The sequence below is a fragment of the Thermosynechococcus sp. Uc genome (genome assembly GCF_029335995.1).
Taxonomy (GTDB): domain Bacteria; phylum Cyanobacteriota; class Cyanobacteriia; order Thermosynechococcales; family Thermosynechococcaceae; genus Thermosynechococcus.
The window spans coordinates 49,693-71,836 of the sequence record NZ_JARJMS020000093.1; the positions used below are offsets into that span (position 1 = coordinate 49,693).

A 22,144-nucleotide genomic window follows, 5' to 3' on the forward strand; every position below is an offset into this window, starting at 1 on the left:
CCCTCTTTCTTCGAAGAACAATAGAGCGATCGCCCCCTTGGGTGCTGTTAAATTGATTCAAGGCAATGATTAGTGATTTTTGAATAGAGATTGGCCTAGGATTATATCCTTCTGATTAGAAACCCATAAACAACTCTAAAGATTGATAACTCAAACCTATAGAATAATTAAGAATCTCCAAAGCAAAAGTTATTGCATTGGGTATCAACTAAGCTGATGCTTAAGCATAAGACCTACGACAACACTACAGGCTTGTGGATGGTTTTATCATCTCGCCAAGTACCCTACTGCTAAATTTTGCCCCATTTGGGGGAATCGTAGCGTTCATATTACCCATTGCAAAAGTTGCCCGTAGAGACTGCTCTATCTGGCACGCTAACCGTTAAAGAGGAACAACATCTATGGCCTATACGCAATCGAAATCCCAGAAAGCTGGGTATGAGGCAGGGGTAAAGGACTACCGCCTGACCTACTACACCCCTGATTACACTCCCAAAGATACGGATATTCTAGCGGCTTTCCGTGTGACCCCACAGCCAGGGGTGCCCTTTGAGGAAGCCGCCGCCGCCGTCGCTGCAGAATCCTCCACCGGCACCTGGACCACAGTGTGGACTGATTTGCTCACCGATCTAGATCGGTACAAGGGGCGCTGCTACGACATTGAACCTCTGCCGGGCGAAGACAATCAGTTTATTGCCTACATTGCCTATCCCCTTGATTTATTTGAAGAAGGTTCGGTAACGAACCTACTCACCTCGATTGTTGGCAACGTCTTTGGCTTTAAGGCTCTCAAAGCTCTGCGCTTAGAAGATTTGCGCCTGCCAGTGGCCTACCTGAAAACCTTCCAAGGCCCGCCCCACGGCATTCAGGTAGAGCGCGATAAACTCAATAAGTATGGTCGCCCGCTTTTGGGCTGCACAATTAAGCCCAAGCTGGGGCTGTCGGCAAAAAACTACGGTCGTGCAGTTTATGAAGCACTGCGCGGTGGGTTGGACTTCACCAAAGATGATGAAAACGTCAACAGTCAACCCTTCATGCGCTGGCGCGATCGCTTCCTATTTGTTGCTGATGCTATTCACAAAGCCCAAGCAGAAACCGGCGAAATCAAAGGTCACTACTTGAACGTGACCGCTGCCACCTGCGAAGAAATGCTAAAACGGGCAGAGTTTGCAAAAGAACTGGGAATGCCCATCATCATGCACGACTTCCTCACCGCCGGTTTTACAGCCAATACCACTTTGTCTAAGTGGTGTCGCGATAACGGGATGCTCCTGCACATTCACCGCGCCATGCACGCAGTGATTGACCGCCAGAAAAACCATGGGATTCACTTCCGCGTCCTGGCCAAGTGCCTGCGGATGTCCGGCGGTGATCACATCCACACGGGTACGGTGGTCGGTAAACTCGAAGGGGATAAGGCCGTCACCCTGGGCTTTGTGGATCTGCTGCGGGAAAATTATATTGAGCAAGATCGCTCCCGTGGCATTTACTTCACCCAAGATTGGGCCTCAATGCCAGGTGTGATGGCGGTTGCCTCCGGCGGTATTCACGTCTGGCACGTGCCAGCCCTAGTGGACATTTTTGGCGATGATGCCGTACTGCAATTTGGCGGTGGCACTCTGGGTCACCCCTGGGGCAATGCACCGGGGGCAACGGCCAACCGTGTGGCACTTGAAGCCTGTATCCAAGCTCGTAATGAAGGCCGCGACCTCATGCGCGAAGGTGGCGACATCATCCGTGAAGCTGCCCGCTGGAGTCCTGAACTGGCTGCCGCCTGCGAACTCTGGAAGGAAATCAAATTCGAGTTTGAGGCGCAAGACACAATCTAGGTGGGGCAGAGGGGGTTCAATCGGAGCTGTGGCAACGATTTCCCCGCAGGTCTATGGATGTCAAGCACATTGCAAAGCAAACTACCAAAACCCTGATTAGTTACTTGACCTATCAGGCCGTGCGAACCGTGATTGGGCAGTTGGCTGAGACTGATCCACCGCGATCTCTCTGGCTGCACCAGTTCACGAGTCAAGAAAGTATCCAAGATGGCGAGCGCTACTTGGAAGCTCTCTTTCGCGAACAGCCCGATCTCGGTTTTCGCATTCTTACGGTGCGCGAACATCTCGCGGAGATGGTGGCAGACTACCTACCGGAAATGCTGCGTGCAGGCATCCAGCAGGCCAATTTACAGCAGCGCTGTCAACAACTGGAGCGAATGACCCAAGTGTCTGAGACCAATGTTGAGAGCAGCACCCCAGAAACTTCGGAATAATTTGTTGATTGTTAACCAATTGAGGAACCTATGAAAACACTGCCGAAAGAGCGTCGTTACGAAACCTTTTCTTACCTCCCTCCCCTAAGCGATGCCCAAATTACCCGTCAAATTCAGTATGCAATTGATCAGGGCTATCACCCCTGCGTGGAGTTCAACGAAAGCTCTGATGCAGAAATTCGCTACTGGACCATGTGGAAGCTGCCCCTCTTTAACTGCACCAATGCCCAAGAGGTGCTCAATGAGGTACAGCAGTGCCGTTCTGAGTATCCCAACTGTTTCATCCGCGTGGTGGCCTTTGACAACATCAAACAGTGCCAAGTGATGAGCTTCATTGTCTATAAGCCCAATCAGGCCAACAGTGGTTACAGTGGCTATCGCTATTAAGGCTAAGACCTTCTCAGTTCATTGCAGTTGAATTGCAGTTCAGGGGGCAACGCCCCCCTATTTTTTGTTGAGCCATACCGTTTTCTTGCCTTGAGCAATCGCCCTCCTCTACAGCCATCATGGCAGCGGTGGGAATTATCGTTTTAGGCTACTCGTCAGGGGTGAGTTTAAGGATGGAGACTCAGGGACTGGAGTCGGCGTTCAATAATGGCCAGTTGTTGCTGGGCAGCGGCCAGTTGGGTTTGGGCTGTGGCTACTACCTCTGGTTGGGCTTTGTTGACAAAGTTGGGGTTGTTGAGGCGAGCCGTTAAAGATTGAATTTCTCCTGTTAGGCGATCGCCCTCCTTCTGGAGTTTGCTCACCAAGGCCTCCACATCCACGACCCCCGCGAGGGGAATGAGCACCTCACTCTTGCCCACTACGCCACTAAAGACCTGCGGCGGAATTTGCAGTCCGGTGCCAATCGTCAGCGATTCCAAACGAGCCAAATGTTGAATATCGGCAGCCCCAGCTTCAAAAATCGGTACTTCCTCGGCACTGGCTTCAATCAGAGCACTAACATAGACTCCCGGTTTAATTCCCGCCTCTGCCCGTAGATTGCGAATTGTGCGGATAGTTTCAATCAAGAGGCTAAACTGGGCTTCCAGATCAGGAGCAATGGCGCGGCGGTTTACTTTCGGGTAGGGTTGTACCGCCAAAACTTGGCTGTCTTCCACCTGATGCAATGTGTGCCAGATTTCCTCGGTAATGTGGGGCATAAAAGGATGGAGCAACTTCAGAGTGCCATCCAGCACTGTGGCCAGCACCTGCTGAGCGGTGCGCTTGGCCTTGGGGTTTTCTCCCTGCAAACGCGGCTTAACTAGTTCAATGTACCAGTCGCAGAAATCGCCCCAGATGAATTCATAGAGTCCTTTAGCGGCTTCCCCAAGGCCATAGCTTTCAATGCGGGTGCGGGTGGTTTGAATGGCGGTATGGTAGCGACTGAGAATCCAGCGATCGCTAGCCGTTAAATCCCGCCGCCGCGGTGTTCCCAATTGGGCGGGGGTTTGCCCCTCCAGATTCAGAAGGACAAAGCGGGAAGCATTCCAAAGCTTGTTAGCAAAGTTGCGAGCTGCCTCGACTGTGGCTGACTCATCGGTCTTGCGATTGTAGGCCAAGCGAATGTCCTGACCTGCACCCACCACTTCCTTGACCAAGCTGTAGCGGAGCGCATCGGTGCCGTATTTATCAATGAGAATGAGCGGGTCAATACCATTGTTGGCGGACTTGGACATCTTTTTGTTGTTTTCATCCCGCACCAAGCCATGGATATAGACATCGCGGAAGGGGATTTTAGCGGTGAAGTACTGCCCTAGCATTGTCATCCGCGCTACCCAGAAAAAGATGATGTCAAATCCAGTAACAAGCGTGGTGTTGGGGTAGTAGCGGCGATAGTCGGGGGTGTCCTCAGGCCAGCCCAATGTGGAAAAGGGCCACAGGCCGGAGGAAAACCAGGTGTCCAGTACGTCCTGATCCTGCTGCAGTTTGATGTCAGCGCCAAATTGAGCGATCGCTTTCTGGCGAGCCTCGGTTTCATCCATGGCGACCACAAAGGGGGTTTCGTCGCGCACTTCGCCATTGGTTTCACTGACTACGTACCAAGCGGGAATTTGATGTCCCCACCAAAGTTGCCGTGAAATACACCAATCCCGCAGATTCACTAGCCAATCGCGATAGACCTTTGCCCAGCGCTCAGGAATGAAACGGGGGGAATGCTTTTTATCTAAGGCTTGAAGTGCAGCATCGGCCAAGGGGCGAATTTTTACAAACCATTGGGTGGAAAGCAGAGGTTCAATGGGCACTTTGCCGCGATCGCTATAGGGGACGGTGTGTTTATAGTCCTCCACCCGTACCAAAAAGCCCTCTGCTTCTAGGCGGGCGACCACCTGTTTGCGAGCAACAAAGCGATCCAAACCCGCAAAGTCCCCTGCATTCTCATTGAGGGTGCCATCCTTATTCATCAGGTTAATCATGGGCAGGTGATGACGCTGCCCCATGAGAAAGTCGTTGGGGTCATGAGCCGGGGTGACCTTGACACAGCCAGTGCCAAACGTTGGATCCACCAACGGATCGCCAATCACGGGAATTTCTCGATTCACTAGGGGAAGGCGTACTGTTTGACCAATTAAATGTCGGTAGCGATCGTCCTCCGGGTGAACCGCCACCGCTGTATCCCCTAGCATTGTTTCCGGGCGGGTTGTTGCCACCTCCAAATATCCTGAGCCATCCGCCAGCGGATAGCGAAAATGCCAGAGATGCCCCTGCACCTCTCGGTTTTCCACCTCCAAGTCTGAGACTGCCGATTGGCTGGCGGGACACCAGTTTACCAAATACTTACCGCGATAGATTAGCCCTGCTGCGTAGAGGCGATTAAAGGCAGTCAGCACTGCCCGCGACAGCCCCTCATCCATGGTGAAGCGTTCCCGCGACCAATCCACCGATAGACCCAAACGGCGAATTTGGCTGACAATTGTATTTCCCGATGCTTCTTTCCACGCCCAAGCCCGCTGGAGATAGGCCTCTCGGCCAAGGGCAAAGCGGTTGGTGCCCTCCGCCTGCAACTGTTGATCCAAAATGGTGCTGACAGCAATACTGGCATGGTCTGTCCCCGGCAGCCAGAGGACATTGCGGCCAATCATGCGGTGGTAACGAATCAGCACATCAATTAGGGCATGCTCAAAGGCGTGCCCCATGTGCAGACTACCGGTGACATTGGGGGGGGGAATGACAATGCAGTAGGGCTTGCCAGGACGGTTGGGATCAGCGTGAAAGACACCGCTGCGTTCCCAAAGCTGTTGCCACTTGGCTTCGGTTTGCTTGGGATTGTATTGACTAGGAAGGGTAATTGCGTTGGTCATGGGCTGCTGCACTACTCCAAGCCACTTAGGCCATTACCATACCACCATCCACATTGAAGACTTGCCCCGTAATGTAGGTGGCAGCAGGATCCAAGGCCAAAAAGCGCACCATGCCCGCCACCTCCGTGGGTTCGCCATACCGCCCCAAGGGAATAAATTTAAGAATTTCTTCGGCTTTTAGACCCGCTGTCATCTCCGTGGCAATAAAGCCGGGGGCAACAGCATTGACAGTAATGCCCCGACTGGCTAGCTCCTTGGCAACGGTTTTTGTAAAGCCAATCACACCCGCTTTGGCAGCACTATAGTTAGCTTGGCCGGGATTGCCCATTTGTCCTGCTACGGAAGCAATGTTAATAATCCGTCCCCGCCTTTGCTTTAGCATGGGTTTGCTCACAGCACGGGTACACAGAAAAACCCCAGTGAGGTTCAGGTTAATCACTGCCTGCCAATCTTCTAGGCTCATGCGCAGCAGCAATGTGTCGCGGGTAATGCCGGCATTGTTGACTAAGATATCCACACGGCCGTAGGTTTCCAGTGTTTTTGCCACTAGAGCATCCACTTGCTCAGGGATAGAAACGTCAGCAGCAATGGGAATGGCTTTTCCCCCTTGTTGTTCAATGGTCTGCACCAGTTCAAGGGCGGCCTCAGCCGAACGGGCGTAGTTGACAACCACCGTGGCTCCCTCTTTTGCCAGTTCAAGGGCGATCGCCCGACCAATTCCCCGTGAGGCACCAGTAACAATGGCAACGGCTGCTTCGCTCAAATTCGTTCTCTCCTAAGGGCAAAAATGCTACACCTATGAATGTCCATCACAAATTTTAACAGTGGATGTTACCCCTCTTGGTGCTAGGGCACGTCTAGATCAACTAGGTCAACACATGAGGCAGTATTTTTAGGCGGAGCAATCCAGCCAGTCAGACACTTCCCCAAGTTCAGTGAAGTCTAGGAGTGCTGCTGCCAAGGCTTTGATTTGATGAACAAAAAGCCGACAATATGTTTTTCAAGGTCATTGGGCACACTGCCAAACAGCCGCCTCAACTGCCATAGAGCAATGGCTGTTTCTGCTTACTGCAGTCTTTGTTACTAGCTTTCGTGTCATCCTTAGCAAAACTGTCTGAAGTCTGTCTCTAGTTGCAAGCTGCGGGTCAACAAGTTCTATGGAAAGTCGGTGCTTTATCGCCAATGGTGGAGCGGTCAAAGCGGTACATTGAGCAGCAAGAGCGCAAGGCTGCCCACCGATTCGCTAAAATAGACGTACTCCAATCCACTGTGCTGCTCTCGCGATCGCTTGCTGCCATGAACGCTTTTGCACCTAGCTTACCGACTGACATTGAATTGCCCGATTGGTTAGCGACGTGCCTGCAAAATCCGGATCCTGAGAATGGGGATGATTTAGTCTGTCGGGCGTTTCAATTTGCCTACGACTTACACCAAGGACAACGGCGTGCGTCTGGAGAACCCTATATTGCTCACCCTGTGGCTGTTGCCAGTATTTTGCGGGATTTGGGGGGTGGGCCAGCACTTTTAGCGGCGGGGTTTCTTCATGATGTGATTGAGGATACGGCTACTACGGCGGAGGAGTTAGAAGCCAACTTTGGGGCTGAGGTGCGGCGATTGGTGGAGGGGGTCACCAAGCTTTCGAAGTTTAATTTTTCTAGTAAGACGGAGCGGCAAGCGGAAAGTTTCCGGCGCATGTTTTTGGCGATGGCTCAGGATATTCGCGTCATTGTAGTCAAGCTGGCCGATCGCCTGCACAATATGCGCACACTTGAGTATCTACCTGAAGACCGCCGCCGTGCCATTGCCCAGGAAACCCGCGATGTCTTTGCCCCTTTGGCTAACCGCTTGGGGATTTGGCGAATTAAGTGGGAACTGGAGGATTTGGCCTTTAAGTATTTGGAGCCAGAGGCCTACCGTCGGATTCAGGAACTGGTGGCTGAAAAACGCGCTAATCGTGAGGCGCAACTCCAGCAGGCGATTCAAATTCTTCACGAGCGATTATCAGGGATGGGCTTTGGCTACCTAGAAATTAGTGGCCGTCCCAAACACCTCTACAGCATCTACCAAAAAATGATGCGGCAGCAAAAAGAATTCCACGAAATCTATGATGTGGCGGGCATTCGCATCCTTGTGGCCACCAAGGATGAGTGCTATCGTGCCTTGGCGGTTGTCCATGACTGTTTTCTCTCCGTGCCAGGACGCTTTAAGGACTACATTAGTCTGCCTAAACCCAATCAGTATCAATCGCTGCATACTGTGGTGATTGGCTTGGGAGGACGCCCCCTAGAGGTGCAAATTCGCACATTGGCGATGCACCATGTCTCTGAGTATGGGATTGCTGCCCACTGGAAGTACAAAGAAACGGGTCATTCGTTACCGCAACAGTGGAGTGCCCGCGATCAAAAATTCACTTGGCTGCGGCAATTGCTGGATTGGCAAAATGACCTCAAGGATGCTCAAGAGTATCTCGACAGCATTCGCGATGATCTCTTTGATAAGGAGGTCTACGTCTTTACACCCCAAGGAGATGTCCTAGCGCTGCAACAGGGAGCAACACCCCTCGACTTTGCTTACCATATTCATACGGATGTGGGAAATCACTGTGCCGGGGCACGGGTGAACAATCGGATGGTGCCCTTGGATACGCCGCTGCGCAATGGGGACATTGTTGAGATTATTACCCAAAAAACTGCCCACCCCAGTTTGGATTGGTTGAACTTTGTTAAAACCACAACAGCACGGAACCGTATTCGGCAGTGGTACAAGCGATCGCGCCGCGATGAAAACCTGCAGCGGGGACGGGAGTTGCTAGAGAAGGAATTGGGTAAAGTGGGTTTGGAGGCTCTCCTCAAATCACCTCAAATGCAGCAGGTGGCAGAGCGCAGCAACTATCAAAGCGTGGATGATTTGGTGGCTGCCTTGGGCTATGGTGAAATTACGTTGAATCTAGTGGTAAATCGGCTGCGGGCAATTACCCTAGGGCGTTCAGAGACAACTCCGGCCGAATTACCTTCAGAATCTGCCCCCGTTAACCGTGTCCCCGCTACCACAAAACCCAGTGATTCGCCCATTCTTGGGGTGGAGGGACTAGTTTATCACATTGCCGGCTGCTGCTGTCCTGTGCCCGATGAACCGATTATTGGGGTAGTGACGCTGGGGAGTCGCGGTATTTCCATTCATCGTCAAGGCTGTAGCAACCTAGAGTCGGTATCTAGCGATCGCCTGATTCCAGTAAGTTGGAATACTAAAGTCAATCAACGCCGTCCCCAAACCTACCCTGTGGATGTGCAAATTGAGGTGATTGATCGAGTCGGTATTCTCAAGGATATTTTGACCCGTTTAACCGATAATCAAATCAACGTGCGGCGAGCCAATGTCCACACAGATCCAGGGCGCACAGCGATTATTGATTTGTGTATTGATATTGTGAATGCAAAGCAATTAGATCATATCTTAGCGCAAATTAGAAAAATCACTGATGTTCTCAACATTCGTCGCCGTCAGCAAATGGAAGTGAGTTCTTCTTAGGTGTGATTGTCTGCTCAGTAACTCCCAATTAAGGAAGAGCATTTGTGACATCACTCCTTCTAGAACCCCTACAGCAGTACCCAGCGGCAGCGCTCTCCTCGACACTAGTTGCGCTGCAAGAGACGCAAAAACGCTTGCCCCCGCCTCATCCTATTTGGCTGATTTCCCCCAAGGTCTGGCAACAGTTACGCTCTGGAGTGATTCCTCTGTGGCAAGCGACCTGCGATCGCTGGCAAGAGCTGCCCCCCAATGCGTCAGATCTCAAGGCACTGGCGCTGGAGATGACCCATCAATTGCCGCCCTTGGATGTGGGGGAGTTAGAAATGGTTTTTGCTGCGTGTCATCACTTTTGGCAACAACAGGGGGGGGAGTCTCATCTTGTGCTCACCAGTTATCTTTGGCAAGAAACGCAGGATCTGCCTTGGAGCGTTGGCAGTGGAACCGTTTTAAGATGCCCCAGTTTGCCCCTGTGTCATCAAGCCATTGAAAAGACTTTTGCCGCCCTAGTGCGAGCCAAGAATCTGTATCTCTACTGGCAGCGGGGATGGGATTTTTGTCAAATCAAGGTGGCAATTTTGCTTTACCCCTTAAGTTCGATTGTGGCCTCTGGCTGGTGGATAAGAACCAATCCAACACTGAAGGCGATCGCCAGCGGTGTGGCTCTCCCCCATCAAGGTATCCCCTTACCGCCGCGGGGAATTGCTCTGACGCCCGCGCAAGAGCAACAGTTGCAGCAGGCCTGTCGGGGGACACCCTCGCATCTGTGGGTTTGGCATCGCAGTCAGACCCAAGTGTGGTGGGGACAGTGCTTGCCGGAGCCGCAACCGGCAACTCTCCCTCTGAAGCCGCTGGAACGCACGCTAATTGCTGAGGGCATAGCTGCTGCCCCAGGACAGGCGATCGCTCCTGCCCTGGTGGTGACCGAGCCTTGTGCCCCCGCCGCCGTTGCCGGACGGATTTTAGTGACTCAAACCATTCCGCCCCACTGGCTGCCCCTAGTGAGTGCTGCTGTGGGCGTGATTTGTGAGCAAGGCGGGCTAACCAGTCATGGAGCAATTTTGGCGCGGGAATTGGGACGGCCTGCTATTGTCGGTGTCGCTAATGCCACGCAGCAGATCAGTTCTGGTATGACACTGTTTCTCGATGGTCATCGAGGCGCTATCTATCAACTGCCGTCAGAGCCGTTGCCAGTGGTGGCTACTCCCTCTCTCCAAACCTCGTCACCAGCAGCGGTGAAACGGCTGCCCTTAAAACTCATGGTGAATGTCAGTCAAGTGAATGCCCTGCGGTTGTTGCGATCGCTCCCCTGTGATGGCATTGGCCTGTTGCGTTCCGAGCTAATGCTCCTTGCTTTTTTAGATCATCGCCATCCCTGTCATTGGTTGGAGCAGGGGGAAGCGGAGCAGTTGCGCGATCGCTGGGTACAGCACCTGTGTAAATTTATGCGGGCGATCGCTCCTCGTCCCCTCTTTTATCGCACGTTGGATTTGCGGCCAGCAGATTATCGACAACTGTTGGGGGGGCATCGCTTTGAACCCGAAACGGATTGGGGACTGCGGGGCGTCAGTCGCTATCCCCATTGCCCAGAGCTGTTTCACCTGGAACTCTCGGCGCTGGCGATTGCCCATCGCTTAGAATCCAGCTGTCCGCTGCGCATTATCTTGCCCTTTGTGCGCAGTGCCCGCGAAGTCAGCTATTGTCAAACGGCACTGGCAGAGCATGGGCTTGTCTCCAGTGCAGGGGTTGAACTCTGGGTCATGGCAGAAGTGCCCGCTATTCTCTTTCTCCTCTCGGAATTGGCACCGCTGGGAATTACGGGTATTACCATTGGCACCAATGATCTCACCCAACTGCTGTTGGGCATTGACCGCGACGCTGCCTTGCCAGAGTTCAACGAAGATCACTCCGCTGTAAGACGGGCGATCGCCCAACTCATTCAGGAAGCCAAAGCTCATCACCTAAGCTGTAGTCTTTGCGGCGAAGCTCCCAGTCGGTATCCCCATTGGCTCCCTTGGCTTGTTGAGTTGGGTATTGATAGCATTTCTGTTAGTCCTGAAGTTGTCACTCAGGTTTTAGATCAGCTTTAAGTGTGGATAACTTGGTGTTGTTTAGCGGTGAAGCCGAGGCAACGAAAATTCCTGCTAACTACGTGGCTTTGACCTTTGATAATAGTCCAACACCAGAATACACGCTGCCTATTCTTGCGAAGTTACGCCAGCATGGATGAACGGTGGCACTGACTTCAATCCAGCAAGGCAAGACAACCCCCAACTCAATTCCAGTCGGCAACCAACGCTAGAGGCGCCGGCTCAGATGCTGATGGGTTACCCATTGCCCGCTTGACGCTGTTGCAGGTTTTTCGTTAGAAGCTATAGTGCTCGATTGCTTCGAGAATTCCTTGGGCATAGTGGCCTTTGGCAAAGTAAATGTGGGGGCGATCGCGCAACTTTTCCAATTCAGGACTGTGATTGCCCACAACAACAGCAAGGGTATTTCCCGTCAGCATTTGCTCATCATTGCCAGAATCACCAGCCACCAAAAGTTTTTGCAGCGGATAGCCCCACTTGAGGGCAAGATAGCGCAGGGCATCCCCCTTAGAGGCGCGCAGGGGCAAAATATCCAAAAACTGATTGTGGGAGAAAATAGGCCGACAATGGAGCTTGTGCTGCCGCAGTAAGCGGAGGACGGGCGTCATACTGGGCAAGACCGCCGTATCAACGTTGTAACTGATTTTGTAGGAGCGCTGATTTTCCGCAGGCTGTAGCGTTAACCCCGGCACCGCTGCTAAGGTATCTTTTACCCGTTGCGGTTCCCAGCGATAGCTAATGTGCTGCTGCCAACTCGTATCAGGGACAAGATGGGGGCCGTAGTGAATTTCACTGCCGACGGCAGTAATTAACACATCGGGAATTGGCACACCCCATTCGTCGAGAACTGCTAAGGCCAGCTCTAGGTGACGCCCCGTGGCGACACCAAAACCCATTTCAGGACGGCGTTGTAGGAGAGTCAAGAGTCGCTCAAGGGCTTCGCGATCACCAATCAGTGTATTGTCAATATCACTAATCAATAGGCGTTCAAGGGTCAGCAGACGGTTCCGCGTCAATATGGTCGGGAATTGATTGCCTTGATACTGGCTGGGTTGCCGTTGCAAACTTAAGGCTGGCAACACCGATTTTTCCGACAGTTGATCAAGGGCTTGAAGATACATCTCCACATGGCTGCGCCAAGAGTAGTGGGCTTGTACTCCCTTGAGGCCATTTTCTGCCCACGTTTGCCACCGGCTCTCACTTTGAAACGCTTGATGCAGTGCACGGCGAATTGCTTCTAGATCAAGGGCATCAAAGAGTAAACCATTGCAACAGTGACGAATAATCTCCTGCGGCCCGCCATCCGCTGTGGCCAAAATTGGCAATCCACAGGCAGCGGCTTCAATGAGCGTGAGGCCAAAGGGTTCGGTGAGGGCCGGATTGATAAACACCCCTCGCTGCTGTGCTGCTAAACGGTAGAGATCGGGGACTTCATCGCTGGTGTGGGTCTTGGGATAGGCCACTTTGCCGTAGAGGTCGTAGCGATCGACCAGTAAAAAGAGTTCCGTGAATACTTGGCGAGGGCCGGCCTCCATCTTGCTAATATCGGTGCGATTGCCAAGAACTAAGACAAGATTCGCTTGCTCCTGTAAGAAGCGATCGCTGCCATAGACATTGAGCAGGGCGGCCACATTCTTGCGCGGTACTGGTCGGGAGAGGCAAAAGATAAAGGGTTTTTCTGGCTCGACTAAAAAGCGGCGCAATTCCTTGAGAAACGGCAAATCCTTGGGAACAGGAGCAGGATAGAAACGGCTAGTGTCCACCCCCGGCGGAATCACCGCCATCCGCTCTGGGTCGTATTGATCGTAGAGGCGATACTGCTCTTCCACTTCCTGATGGGTACTGGCAATAATCAGTGCGGCGCTGGCAAGGGTTTGCTCTTCGGCTTCAATGCGGGTCGTAAAGTGAAATTGCTCCTCAATGACATCGGGTTTACTGCCCTGGGCAAGAAGTCGTTGTCGTTTGACCCGTCCGAGGGAATGGCCGGTGTGAACAAGGGGAACTCCTAACCAGCCGGCAACGCGGCAGCCCACATAACCCGCATCGGCATAGTGACTGTGAATAACATCGGGCATACGCCCAAACTGGCGCAGATGCCGCAGCAGTTCATCAGCAAATACGTCCAAGTAGGGCCAGAGCACCTCCTTGCGTAAATAGCGGCGCGGTCCGCAGGCAAGTCGCACAATGCGAGCGCGATCGCCGATTGGCTCAATGGGCTGAGCATAGTCTGGACTGACTTTGGCATCGGCAATCAGGCGAGTCACTAAATCAACTTGGGCAACACGGGGATGGGCTGCAAGGCTTTTTGCCAGTTCGACAACATAGCGCGTTTGTCCTCCTGTATCGGCATCGCGTCCCAATTCTAGGCGATCGCCCCGAATCAAACCATGAATACTGATGAGGACAATGTATAATCCCTCTTGCATAGCTCCTCCCCTACTTGGTGCAGGATAACCCAATTGAGGGTCATCCCCACCCTACCGAAAAACATGAGCATTGTCCAAAAAGCCATGGCGATAATCCCCCCAGCAATTCATCTCAAGGAAGTCTCCTTTGGCTGGTCGCCAGAGGGTTTGGTGTTGGATCGGGTGTCGCTAGAAATCCCTCGGGGGCAACTCTGGATGCTCCTAGGCCGCAATGGTAGTGGTAAATCAACACTGGTAAAGATTTTAGGGGGTCTCCTGCAGCCCCAACGGGGCGAAGTCTATGTGGAGCAGCCCCTTGGCTTTGTGTTCCAGAATCCCGATCACCAACTGGTGATGCCCAGTGTTGGTGCGGATATTGCCTTTAGTCTCAATGGCGAGGCGCTCAACTATTGGCAAGTGCGCGAGCGCGTCAGTGCCGCTTTGCAAGCGGTGAATTTACAGGGGCTAGAACGCCGTCCCATCTATGCCCTCAGTGGCGGCCAAAAACAGCGAGTTGCCATTGCCGGGGCGATCGCTCGCCATTGTCGGGTGCTGTTACTCGATGAACCCACAGCCCTCCTTGACCCCGATAGTCAGCGGGAACTCTTGGGCTACGTGCGCCAACTGGTCAATACCCAAGGGATCACAGCACTATGGGTTACCCATCGCCTTGATGAACTGGCGCAAGCGGATGGTGCCATTGTTCTTGATCGCGGCAAAGTCATTGGCCAAGGGGCACCCACCGAGATGCTCCCTCTGCTTCACGCCTAACAAGCAAGCCGTTGCTGAATACCGTTTCCACGCCGAAAGCAATGTCGCAAACCCCTGACATCCCTCTTTGGCTGCTATGATCTAAAGACAATAGATATAGAATGCTTGCATAGGAATTCCCCTGTAGGATTGAATTATTGCATTAGGAGCGATCGCCATGACTGAAACTCCCCAAACCCCACCCCCCGAAGAACCCACCGCCAAAGCCACTCGTCCCAGCCGTCGCCACAACCCACCTGGCAAGGAAAATGGTGGTCAAATGGTCTCCCTTGCCGAAAAAACAGCTCTCGCCCCCGCAGGTACACCCACAGCCAGCGACATTGTAGTGTGGCAAACCTTTAATAGCGCTGGTTTACGCCCTATTGAAGCCAGTCCCGTGCAAGTCGTACACATGATTAAAGATGCCGGCGAGCGTCCCGTACTCAGCAGTGGCCTGCAAATTTATGACAGTATCAATGCCGCTGGTATTCGCCCGATTGTGGCAACTAATTTCCGGGTGGTGGAAACCCTCAACATCATGGGGGTACGTCCAGTGGCTGCCGATAACTTTGAAATTGTAGAAACGGTCAATTGGATGGGCATTCGTCCGATTACCACCAGTGGCCTACACATTGCTGAAACCTACTACTCGGCAGGAGAGCGTCCCGTTGCCTCCAACATCATTGATGATTCCCCTGCCCTCATGGGCTATTTGGATTAGGGTCGCAGTGCTGCCAATCAAGTCCAATCTAAATGGCCATTGATCTCTATCGCCACCTACTGCGGCCATTTCTCTTTTCGGGATTGCAGGCCGATCCAGAATTTCTGCACCAGCAGTTTATTTCCTTTTGTGGGTGGCTAAATCAAGATCATGGCTTAAGCACTTGGCTACGGCAGCAACTCCAGCAACGCTGTGCTCTATCAGACCCGCGTTTAGAGCGGCAAGTGTGGGGGTTGCGCTTTCCTAATCCGATTGGCTTGGCAGCGGGGTTTGATAAAAATGGGGTGGCCAGCAGTGTTTGGTCAGCCTTTGGCTTCGGCTTTGCCGAGTTGGGCACCGTCACTTGGCACCCTCAACCTGGCAATTCCCGTCCGCGCCTTTTTCGCTTACCGGCGGATCTGGCTGCCATCAATCGCATGGGATTTAATAACGCTGGCGCAGAGGCCATGGCTGCCCTGTTGGCGCGATCGCCCGACCCGACAATTCCCATCGGTATCAACTTGGGCAAGTCAAAAATTACCCCCTTAGAATCCGCTAAAGAGGATTACTTAGCAAGTTTTCGCCGGCTCCATCCCCTAGGAGATTACTTCGTGATTAATGTCAGTTCTCCCAACACACCGGGGTTACGGGACCTGCAAGCAAAGGAACAACTGGAACCCATTTTGGAAACCCTACAAAGCGCCAATTACCCCCGCAAGCCCCTGCTCCTGAAAATTGCCCCCGACCTGAGTTGGGAGCAAATTGCGGCAATTCTTGATTTGATTCAAACCTATGAACTCGCTGGGATTGTAGCTACCAATACCACAGTGGCACGGGAGGGACTGAAAACCCAGATTATTCCTCAGACGGGGCGATCGCCAGGGGAGGAGGCAGGAGGGCTGAGTGGCAGACCTTTGCGCGATCGCGCCACTGCTGTCATTCGCTTTATCCACAAACAGACCCAAGGCACACTGCCGATTATTGGGGTGGGGGGTATTTTTACGCCAGAGGATGTGATTGAGAAACTGGCGGCCGGTGCCACCCTGGTGCAACTCTACACCGGTTGGATTTACCAAGGACCGAGCCTACTGCGAGAGCTACTCAAAGGACTCCTAACTCACTCAGCCGATCAAGAGAAACCAGAGAAATAGGATCTATGCCCTTGTCAAGGGGAGCATTCTGACTGTTAACTTTTCTATAGTATTGTCTCTATATTTTACGAAAGTATAAAAATATGACCGTTTCGCCCGAACAGATTGACCGTATTGTTTCCAACCAGCACCACGACCCCTTTGAAATTTTGGGCTGTCATCAGATCAGTGAGAATGGCCAATCCGTGTGGGCGGTACGCGCCTATTTACCCAACGCCGAACGGGTGAGTGTCCTCTGTCCGGAGCTGCGGCAAGAATATCCGATGACGCCGGTTCACCACCCCCACTTTTTCGAGTGCCGCATTCCCGTGGCGGAACTCAATAATTACCAACTGAAAATCTACGAAAATGGCCACGAGCGCGTCATCTATGACCCCTATGCCTTCCGCTCCTCAAAGCTAACGGATTTTGATATTCATCTCTTTGCCGAGGGCAATCACCACCGCATTTATGAGAAACTGGGGGCGCACCTACTGACGGTGGAGGGGGTCACAGGCGTTTATTTTGCCGTCTGGGCACCCAATGCCCGCAATGTCTCTGTCATTGGCAACTTTAACCACTGGGATGGGCGCAAACACCAAATGGCACGACGCGGCAATGGCGTCTGGGAACTCTTTATCCCTGGTTTGGGGGTTGGCGAGCACTATAAGTACGAAATTAAAAACCAAGACGGCCACATCTACGAAAAATCAGACCCCTACGGCTTTTACCAAGAACCACGCCCCAAGACCGCTTCCATTGTCACTGACTTAAATAGCTACGAATGGAACGATGGCGACTGGCTGGAAAAGCGGCGCCACACTGACCCCCTCACCCAACCGATTTCTGTCTTTGAGGTGCATTTAGGATCGTGGCTCCACGCCTCAATGGAGAATCCGCCCATTGGTGCCGATGGTCAACCCCAAGAACCCGTACAGGTGGCAGAACTTAAGCCCTGGGCACGCTTTCTCACCTATCGCGAATTGGCGGCTAAACTCATTCCCTACGTCAAGGAATTGGGCTACACCCATATTGAACTTTTGCCCATTGCCGAGCATCCCTTCGACGGCTCTTGGGGCTATCAAGTGACCGGTTACTATGCCCCCACCTCTCGCTATGGCAGTCCCCAGGACTTTATGTATTTCGTAGATCAATGCCACCAAAACGGCCTTGGCGTCATTGTCGATTGGGTACCGGGGCACTTTCCTAAGGATGGCCACGGCCTTGCATTCTTTGACGGCACCCACCTCTACGAACATGCGGATCCGCGCAAGGGCGAACATAAGGAATGGGGCACCCTTGTCTTTAACTATGGTCGCCACGAAGTGCGCAATTTTCTAGTGGCCAATGCCCTCTTTTGGTTTGACAAGTACCACATTGACGGTATTCGTGTGGATGCGGTGGCCTCGATGCTTTATCTTGACTATGGCCGCAAGGAGGGTGAGTGGGTTCCCAATGAATACGGCGGGCGGGAGAACTTAGAGGCGGCTAACTTTCTGCGCCAAGTCAACCATGTAATCTTTAGCTACTTTCCGGGGATTCTCTCGATCGCTGAGGAGTCAACGGCGTGGCCGATGGTCTCTTGGCCAACTTACATGGGCGGGCTGGGCTTTAATTTGAAGTGGAATATGGGCTGGATGCACGATATTCTGGATTACTTCAGCATGGATCCGTGGTTCCGCCAGTTCCACCAAAATAATGTCACCTTTAGTATGTGGTACCACCACAGCGAGAACTTCATGTTGGCCCTGTCCCACGATGAGGTGGTGCACGGCAAGGGTAGCATGATTGGCAAAATGCCCGGCGATCGCTGGCAAAAATTTGCCAATTTGCGCTGTTTGTTTGCCTACATGTTCACTCACCCCGGCAAGAAAACAATGTTTATGGGGATGGAGTTTGCCCAATGGAGCGAGTGGAATGTCTGGAGTGATTTAGAGTGGCACCTGCTGCAATACGAACCCCACCAGCAAACCAAACGCTTCTTTGAGGATCTCAATCGCCTCTACCGTTCCCAACCCGCCCTCTATACCCAAGATTTCAAACAGGAGGGCTTTGAGTGGATTGACTGTAGCGATAACCGCCATAGCGTTGTTTCCTTTATCCGCTGGGACAAGGACTATCAAGATTTTGTCGTTGTCGTCTGTAACTTTACCCCGCAGCCCCATAGCCACTACCGCATTGGTGTACCAGAGCATGGTTTCTACAGTGAACTCTTTAACAGCGATGCCCGTGAATACGGCGGCAGCAATATGGGCAACCTCGGCGGTAAATGGGCAGATGAGTGGCCTTACCACAACCGTCGCTATTCTTTAGATCTCTGCTTGCCCCCCTTGGCGGTGCTGATCTTGAAACTAGATCGAGAGAAGACAGCAGCAGAGCGGGCGCGCTATAACCTGCAACCCTAAGTCTCCAGAATGCCTGCTTGGACTTGCCAGAGGCCATAATAGACTCCTTGCTGAGCCAGCAAGGCCTCGTGAGTTCCCTGTTCAACCATTTTGCCGCGCTCAAGGACATAGATGCAGTCGGCATGGCGGATTGTCGAGAGGCGGTGGGCAATGGCAATGGTGGTACGATGCGCCGTGATGTGTGCTAGCGATCGCTGGATGGCGGCTTCGGTTTCGTTGTCCACTGCCGACGTGGCCTCATCCAAAACAAGAATCGGTGGGTCTTTGAGAAGGGCACGGGCGATCGCCAGCCGTTGTCGCTGACCGCCAGAGAGTTTTTGCCCCCGCTCCCCCACCACTGTGTCATAGCCTTGGGGGAGTTCCTGGATAAATTCATGGGCTTCAGCCAGCTTTGCTGCGTGGATAACATCAGCAAGGGTTGCCCCCGGAGTGCCATAGGCAATGTTTTCCAAGACAGTGCCGTGAAAGAGAAAGACATCTTGACTCACCCAGCCAATGGCAGCGCGCAAGTCCCGCAGCCGATACTCCCGAATATCCACCCCATCAATGAGGATGCGCCCCTGCTGTATCTCGTAGAAGCGCAGTAGCAATTTCACAAGGGTACTTTTACCGGATCCCGTAGCGCCGACAATGGCGATCGTTTGACCAGCAGGCACATGTAAACTAACCCCAGTGAGAACGGGGGAACGCCCGCCATAGGCAAAGCTAACGGATTCAAAGCGCACCTCTCCTTTGACATGGCGCGGATTGAGGGGGCGATCGCCCGTAGGAATGGCGATCGGCGTTTCCAGCAAATTCAGCACCCGCTGCGTTGAGGCCATGGCGCGCTGATACTGATCCAGAGTTTCCCCCAAACGGGTTAGGGGCCAGAGCAGCCGTTGAATTAGATAGACCATTGTGCTGTAGGCACCCACATCCAAGTGCCCTTGAAAAGCAGCAAAGCCTCCCAACACCAGCGTTCCCGTAAACCCAAAGAGAATCACAAAGCGAATCAGGGGAATATAGGCCGCACTCAGCCGAATGGCGCGGCGATTGCTCTGTTGATACGCTTCACTATCCCAAGCCAAGCGCTCCAACTCGTAGGCTTCGGCAGTAAAGCTCTTGATGGTTTGAATGCCCGTGATATTGTTGGCCAAGCGTTCACTGAGACGTCCCGCCTTTTCCCGCACATCGGCATAACGAGGGGCAAGCTGCCGCTGAAAGATCACCGATCCCCAAAGAATAAAGGGCATGGGCAGCATGCCCCAGATGGCCACACCTGGAGCCAAATAAAAGAAAATCCCGCCAATGACAAGAACCGTGGTTGTAACCTGCAACACCTCGTTGGCTCCGCCATCCAAAAATCGCTCCAGTTGGTTAATGTCATCGTTGAGAATCGAGAGCAACACCCCACTGCTGCGATCCTCAAAAAAGGCCAAGTCCATCTCTTGGACATGGGCATAGGCCTCAAGGCGCAAATCATGTTGAATCTGCTGTGCCAAGTTGCGCCAACTGCGGGCATAGGCGTATTCAAAGAGCGACTCCAAGCTCCAGATCACAAACGAAAGACCCGCCAAGGCCAAGAGTTGCTGCTCAAAGGTCACCAGCCCCCAACGGGCAAAGAGGGAGTCCTGTCGCTTCACCACTAAGTCCACGGCAATGCCAATCAAAACGGGGGGAGCAAGATCAAAAATTTTATTCAGAATGGAGTAAAGGGAGGCACGCCCCACTTGGCGTTGGTAGCGTTGGCTGTGCTTCAAAAGTTGTAGAAACGGATGCAAAGCGTCTTGGCCTCCCCAAAGTGCAGGATAATTGCAAGCAAGCGGTTGACTTGCCTAATTCTTACTTAAGATAAGCTAAAGAACTGCTCCCTAGGAAAGCCGCCCACCCAACTGTACTTCCTGCCGGTGAACGCAACTCGCAATTCAATCGTTGCTTCCCAATCCTGTTACCAGAGAGGGAGGCGGCGCTCTCGCCTACTGCCAAGAACGTTTCCCTTTGCAGCACCCTAGGTCATTTCTGCCTGTGGGTTTGGGGCTGAAATTGTTCAGGCCAACTTTTAGCCTGTTCCCTACGTTTCGGGTGATTTTACAGCCTGCTTCTGGGAAACTGGGAATATGACGCCTCGCGTTCATGCGTAGGATGCGCGGCGGCACTGCTTAAACGGAGGCTTTACCTGCCTCCTGAATTGGTACCCACTCGGTATGGAAGGTTCCCGGTTTATCAATTCGCTCATAGGTGTGCGCACCAAAGAAGTCCCGCTGCGCTTGAGTGAGATTTTGCGGCAGGCGATCGCGCCGATAGCTATCGAAGTACTCCAGCGATGCGGCAAAAGCAGGCACCGCAATCCCAGCACGGGTCGCCTCCACCAAGACCTCCCGCCACGCCGCCTGTTTATCGAGGATTGTTTGCCGAAACTCCGGCGCCAGCAGTAGATTGGCCAGTTGGGGATTTTCGCTGTAGGCCTGCTTGATCTTATCCAAGAAGCCAGCCCGAATAATACAGCCCCCCTTCCAGATGCGAGCAATCTCGCTCAGGTTAAGTTGGTTGTCAAACAGTTCCTGCGACCCTTTGGCAATTAGAGCCATCCCTTGGGCATAGGAGCAGATTTTTGAGCAGTAGAGCGCATCGCGAATTTTGCCGATGAATTCTTCAGTATTGCCGCTAAAATGCACCGCAGGAGCAGGAAGGACTTGGGCAGCCGCCATCCGCTCAGCTTTGATGGAGGACATAATGCGGGCATTTACAGCAGCGGTAATTGTTGGAATAGCCACCCCCATTTCTAGGGCACTTTCTACGGTCCAGCGACCGGTTCCCTTTTGACCCGCGGCATCCACAATCACATCCACCAGGGGCAGATGGGTTTCTGGGTCAATATAAGTGAAAATCTGGCTAGTAATTTCAATCAAAAATGAGTTAAGTTCGGGGGTTTCATTCCAGCTTTTGAAGACCTCATGGAGCTGTTGGTGGTTGAGGCCTAGGAGGTTTTTCAGTAGGTCATAGGCTTCGGCAATGAGTTGCATATCGCCGTACTCAATACCGTTGTGCACCATCTTGACAAAGTGACCCGACCCCCCTGGTCCAATGTAGGTAACGCAGGGGCCATCATCCACTTGGGCTGCAATTTTGGTGAGAATTGGTTCGAGGGCTTGGTAGGCTTCACGACTACCGCCGGGCATAAGACTCGGACCATTGAGGGCACCTTCTTCACCACCGCTGACCCCCATACCAAAAAAGCAAAGTCCTGCCGCCTCCATTTCAGCAACACGGCGTTCAGTATCTGTGTAGAGGGAGTTGCCGCCATCAATGAGGATGTCGCCGGGTTCAAGAAGTGGCTTGAGTTGCTGGATCAGGTCATCCACGGGCTTGCCGGCTTTGACCATCGCCAAGATGCGGCGGGGACGCGACAGGGATGCGACAAACTCCTCAAGACTGTAAGTGGCCTTGAAGCGGCGGCCTGCGGCTCGTTCAGCCATGAAGGTTTCGGTGCGGGCAGGCGTGCGATTATAAACCGCCACTGAGAATCCATTTCGCTCCACGTTGAGGGCAAGGTTTTCCCCCATGACGGCGAGGCCAATAACGCCAAAATCTTGCTGTGACATACATCCGTCCT

15 protein-coding genes are annotated in these 22,144 nt (G+C 52.9%); 10 read left to right on the forward strand and 5 right to left on the reverse strand.

Annotated elements, in window-relative coordinates:
* Positions 1-401 precede the first annotated feature (401 nt).
* Genes P3X23_RS10575 through P3X23_RS10585 form a run of 3 tightly spaced genes read left to right on the forward strand, consistent with a single transcriptional unit; the run spans position 402 to position 2,650 of the window.
* The gene (locus tag P3X23_RS10575) at positions 402-1,829 is read left to right on the forward strand and encodes a form I ribulose bisphosphate carboxylase large subunit (RefSeq protein WP_300876452.1); all 1,428 of its coding nucleotides are present in this window, start codon (positions 402-404) and stop codon (positions 1,827-1,829) included.
* Positions 1,830-1,882: 53 nt separating this feature from the next.
* Positions 1,883-2,263 (forward strand): chaperonin family protein RbcX, encoded by a 381-nt coding sequence (locus P3X23_RS10580; protein ID WP_300876454.1) that lies wholly within the window; start codon positions 1,883-1,885, stop codon positions 2,261-2,263.
* A 30-nt stretch (positions 2,264-2,293) separates the two neighbouring features.
* The gene (locus P3X23_RS10585; protein WP_300876456.1) at positions 2,294-2,650 is read left to right on the forward strand and encodes a ribulose bisphosphate carboxylase small subunit; all 357 of its coding nucleotides are present in this window, start codon (positions 2,294-2,296) and stop codon (positions 2,648-2,650) included.
* A 167-nt stretch (positions 2,651-2,817) separates the two neighbouring features.
* Here P3X23_RS10585 and P3X23_RS10590 read toward each other — a convergent pair whose 3' ends face one another.
* Positions 2,818-5,547, reverse strand: coding sequence for a valine--tRNA ligase (locus P3X23_RS10590; RefSeq protein ID WP_300876457.1), 2,730 nt, complete (start codon positions 5,545-5,547; stop codon positions 2,818-2,820).
* A gap of 25 nt (positions 5,548-5,572) precedes the next feature.
* Positions 5,573-6,310 (reverse strand): 3-oxoacyl-[acyl-carrier-protein] reductase, encoded by a 738-nt coding sequence (gene fabG / locus P3X23_RS10595; protein WP_300876459.1) that lies wholly within the window; start codon positions 6,308-6,310, stop codon positions 5,573-5,575.
* 533 nt (positions 6,311-6,843) lie between these two features.
* On the opposite strand from fabG, the gene P3X23_RS10600 reads away from it, so the two are divergent.
* The 3 genes from P3X23_RS10600 to P3X23_RS10610 are packed head-to-tail and all read left to right on the forward strand — an operon-like array spanning position 6,844 to position 11,302.
* Entirely contained in the window at positions 6,844-9,075 is a 2,232-nt protein-coding gene (locus P3X23_RS10600; RefSeq protein WP_300876505.1) for a bifunctional (p)ppGpp synthetase/guanosine-3',5'-bis(diphosphate) 3'-pyrophosphohydrolase, read from the forward strand.
* Between the two features lie 44 nt (positions 9,076-9,119).
* Positions 9,120-11,162, forward strand: coding sequence for a putative PEP-binding protein (locus P3X23_RS10605; protein ID WP_300876461.1), 2,043 nt, complete (start codon positions 9,120-9,122; stop codon positions 11,160-11,162).
* A gap of 2 nt (positions 11,163-11,164) precedes the next feature.
* On the forward strand, positions 11,165-11,302 hold the full coding sequence (locus tag P3X23_RS10610) for a hypothetical protein (RefSeq protein ID WP_300876463.1): 138 nt from the start codon (positions 11,165-11,167) through the stop codon (positions 11,300-11,302).
* A gap of 135 nt (positions 11,303-11,437) precedes the next feature.
* On the opposite strand, the gene P3X23_RS10615 is transcribed toward P3X23_RS10610, so the two are convergent.
* Entirely contained in the window at positions 11,438-13,588 is a 2,151-nt protein-coding gene (locus P3X23_RS10615; RefSeq protein WP_300876465.1) for an HAD-IIB family hydrolase, read from the reverse strand.
* 63 nt (positions 13,589-13,651) lie between these two features.
* Between P3X23_RS10615 and P3X23_RS10620 the strand changes: the two genes are divergently transcribed.
* From P3X23_RS10620 to glgB, 4 genes are all read left to right on the forward strand, one after another.
* A complete protein-coding gene (locus P3X23_RS10620; RefSeq protein ID WP_300876508.1) occupies positions 13,652-14,338 on the forward strand; it encodes an energy-coupling factor ABC transporter ATP-binding protein in 687 nt (228 codons plus the stop codon).
* A 157-nt stretch (positions 14,339-14,495) separates the two neighbouring features.
* Positions 14,496-15,038, forward strand: coding sequence for a hypothetical protein (locus P3X23_RS10625; protein WP_300876468.1), 543 nt, complete (start codon positions 14,496-14,498; stop codon positions 15,036-15,038).
* Positions 15,039-15,076: 38 nt separating this feature from the next.
* Entirely contained in the window at positions 15,077-16,168 is a 1,092-nt protein-coding gene (locus tag P3X23_RS10630) for a quinone-dependent dihydroorotate dehydrogenase (RefSeq protein ID WP_367186608.1), read from the forward strand.
* A gap of 83 nt (positions 16,169-16,251) precedes the next feature.
* Positions 16,252-18,552 carry a 1,4-alpha-glucan branching enzyme gene (gene glgB, locus P3X23_RS10635; RefSeq protein ID WP_300876473.1) on the forward strand — a complete coding sequence of 767 codons (2,301 nt, stop codon included), beginning with the start codon at positions 16,252-16,254 and terminating at the stop codon, positions 18,550-18,552.
* Here glgB and P3X23_RS10640 read toward each other — a convergent pair.
* A complete protein-coding gene (locus tag P3X23_RS10640; protein ID WP_300876475.1) occupies positions 18,549-20,312 on the reverse strand; it encodes an ABC transporter ATP-binding protein in 1,764 nt (587 codons plus the stop codon). The genes glgB and P3X23_RS10640 overlap by 4 nt on opposite strands.
* Before the next feature lie 378 nt (positions 20,313-20,690).
* Complete coding sequence (gene gndA / locus P3X23_RS10645; protein ID WP_300876477.1) at positions 20,691-22,133, reverse strand: NADP-dependent phosphogluconate dehydrogenase; 1,443 nt, start codon at positions 22,131-22,133, stop codon at positions 20,691-20,693.
* Positions 22,134-22,144 lie beyond the last annotated feature (11 nt).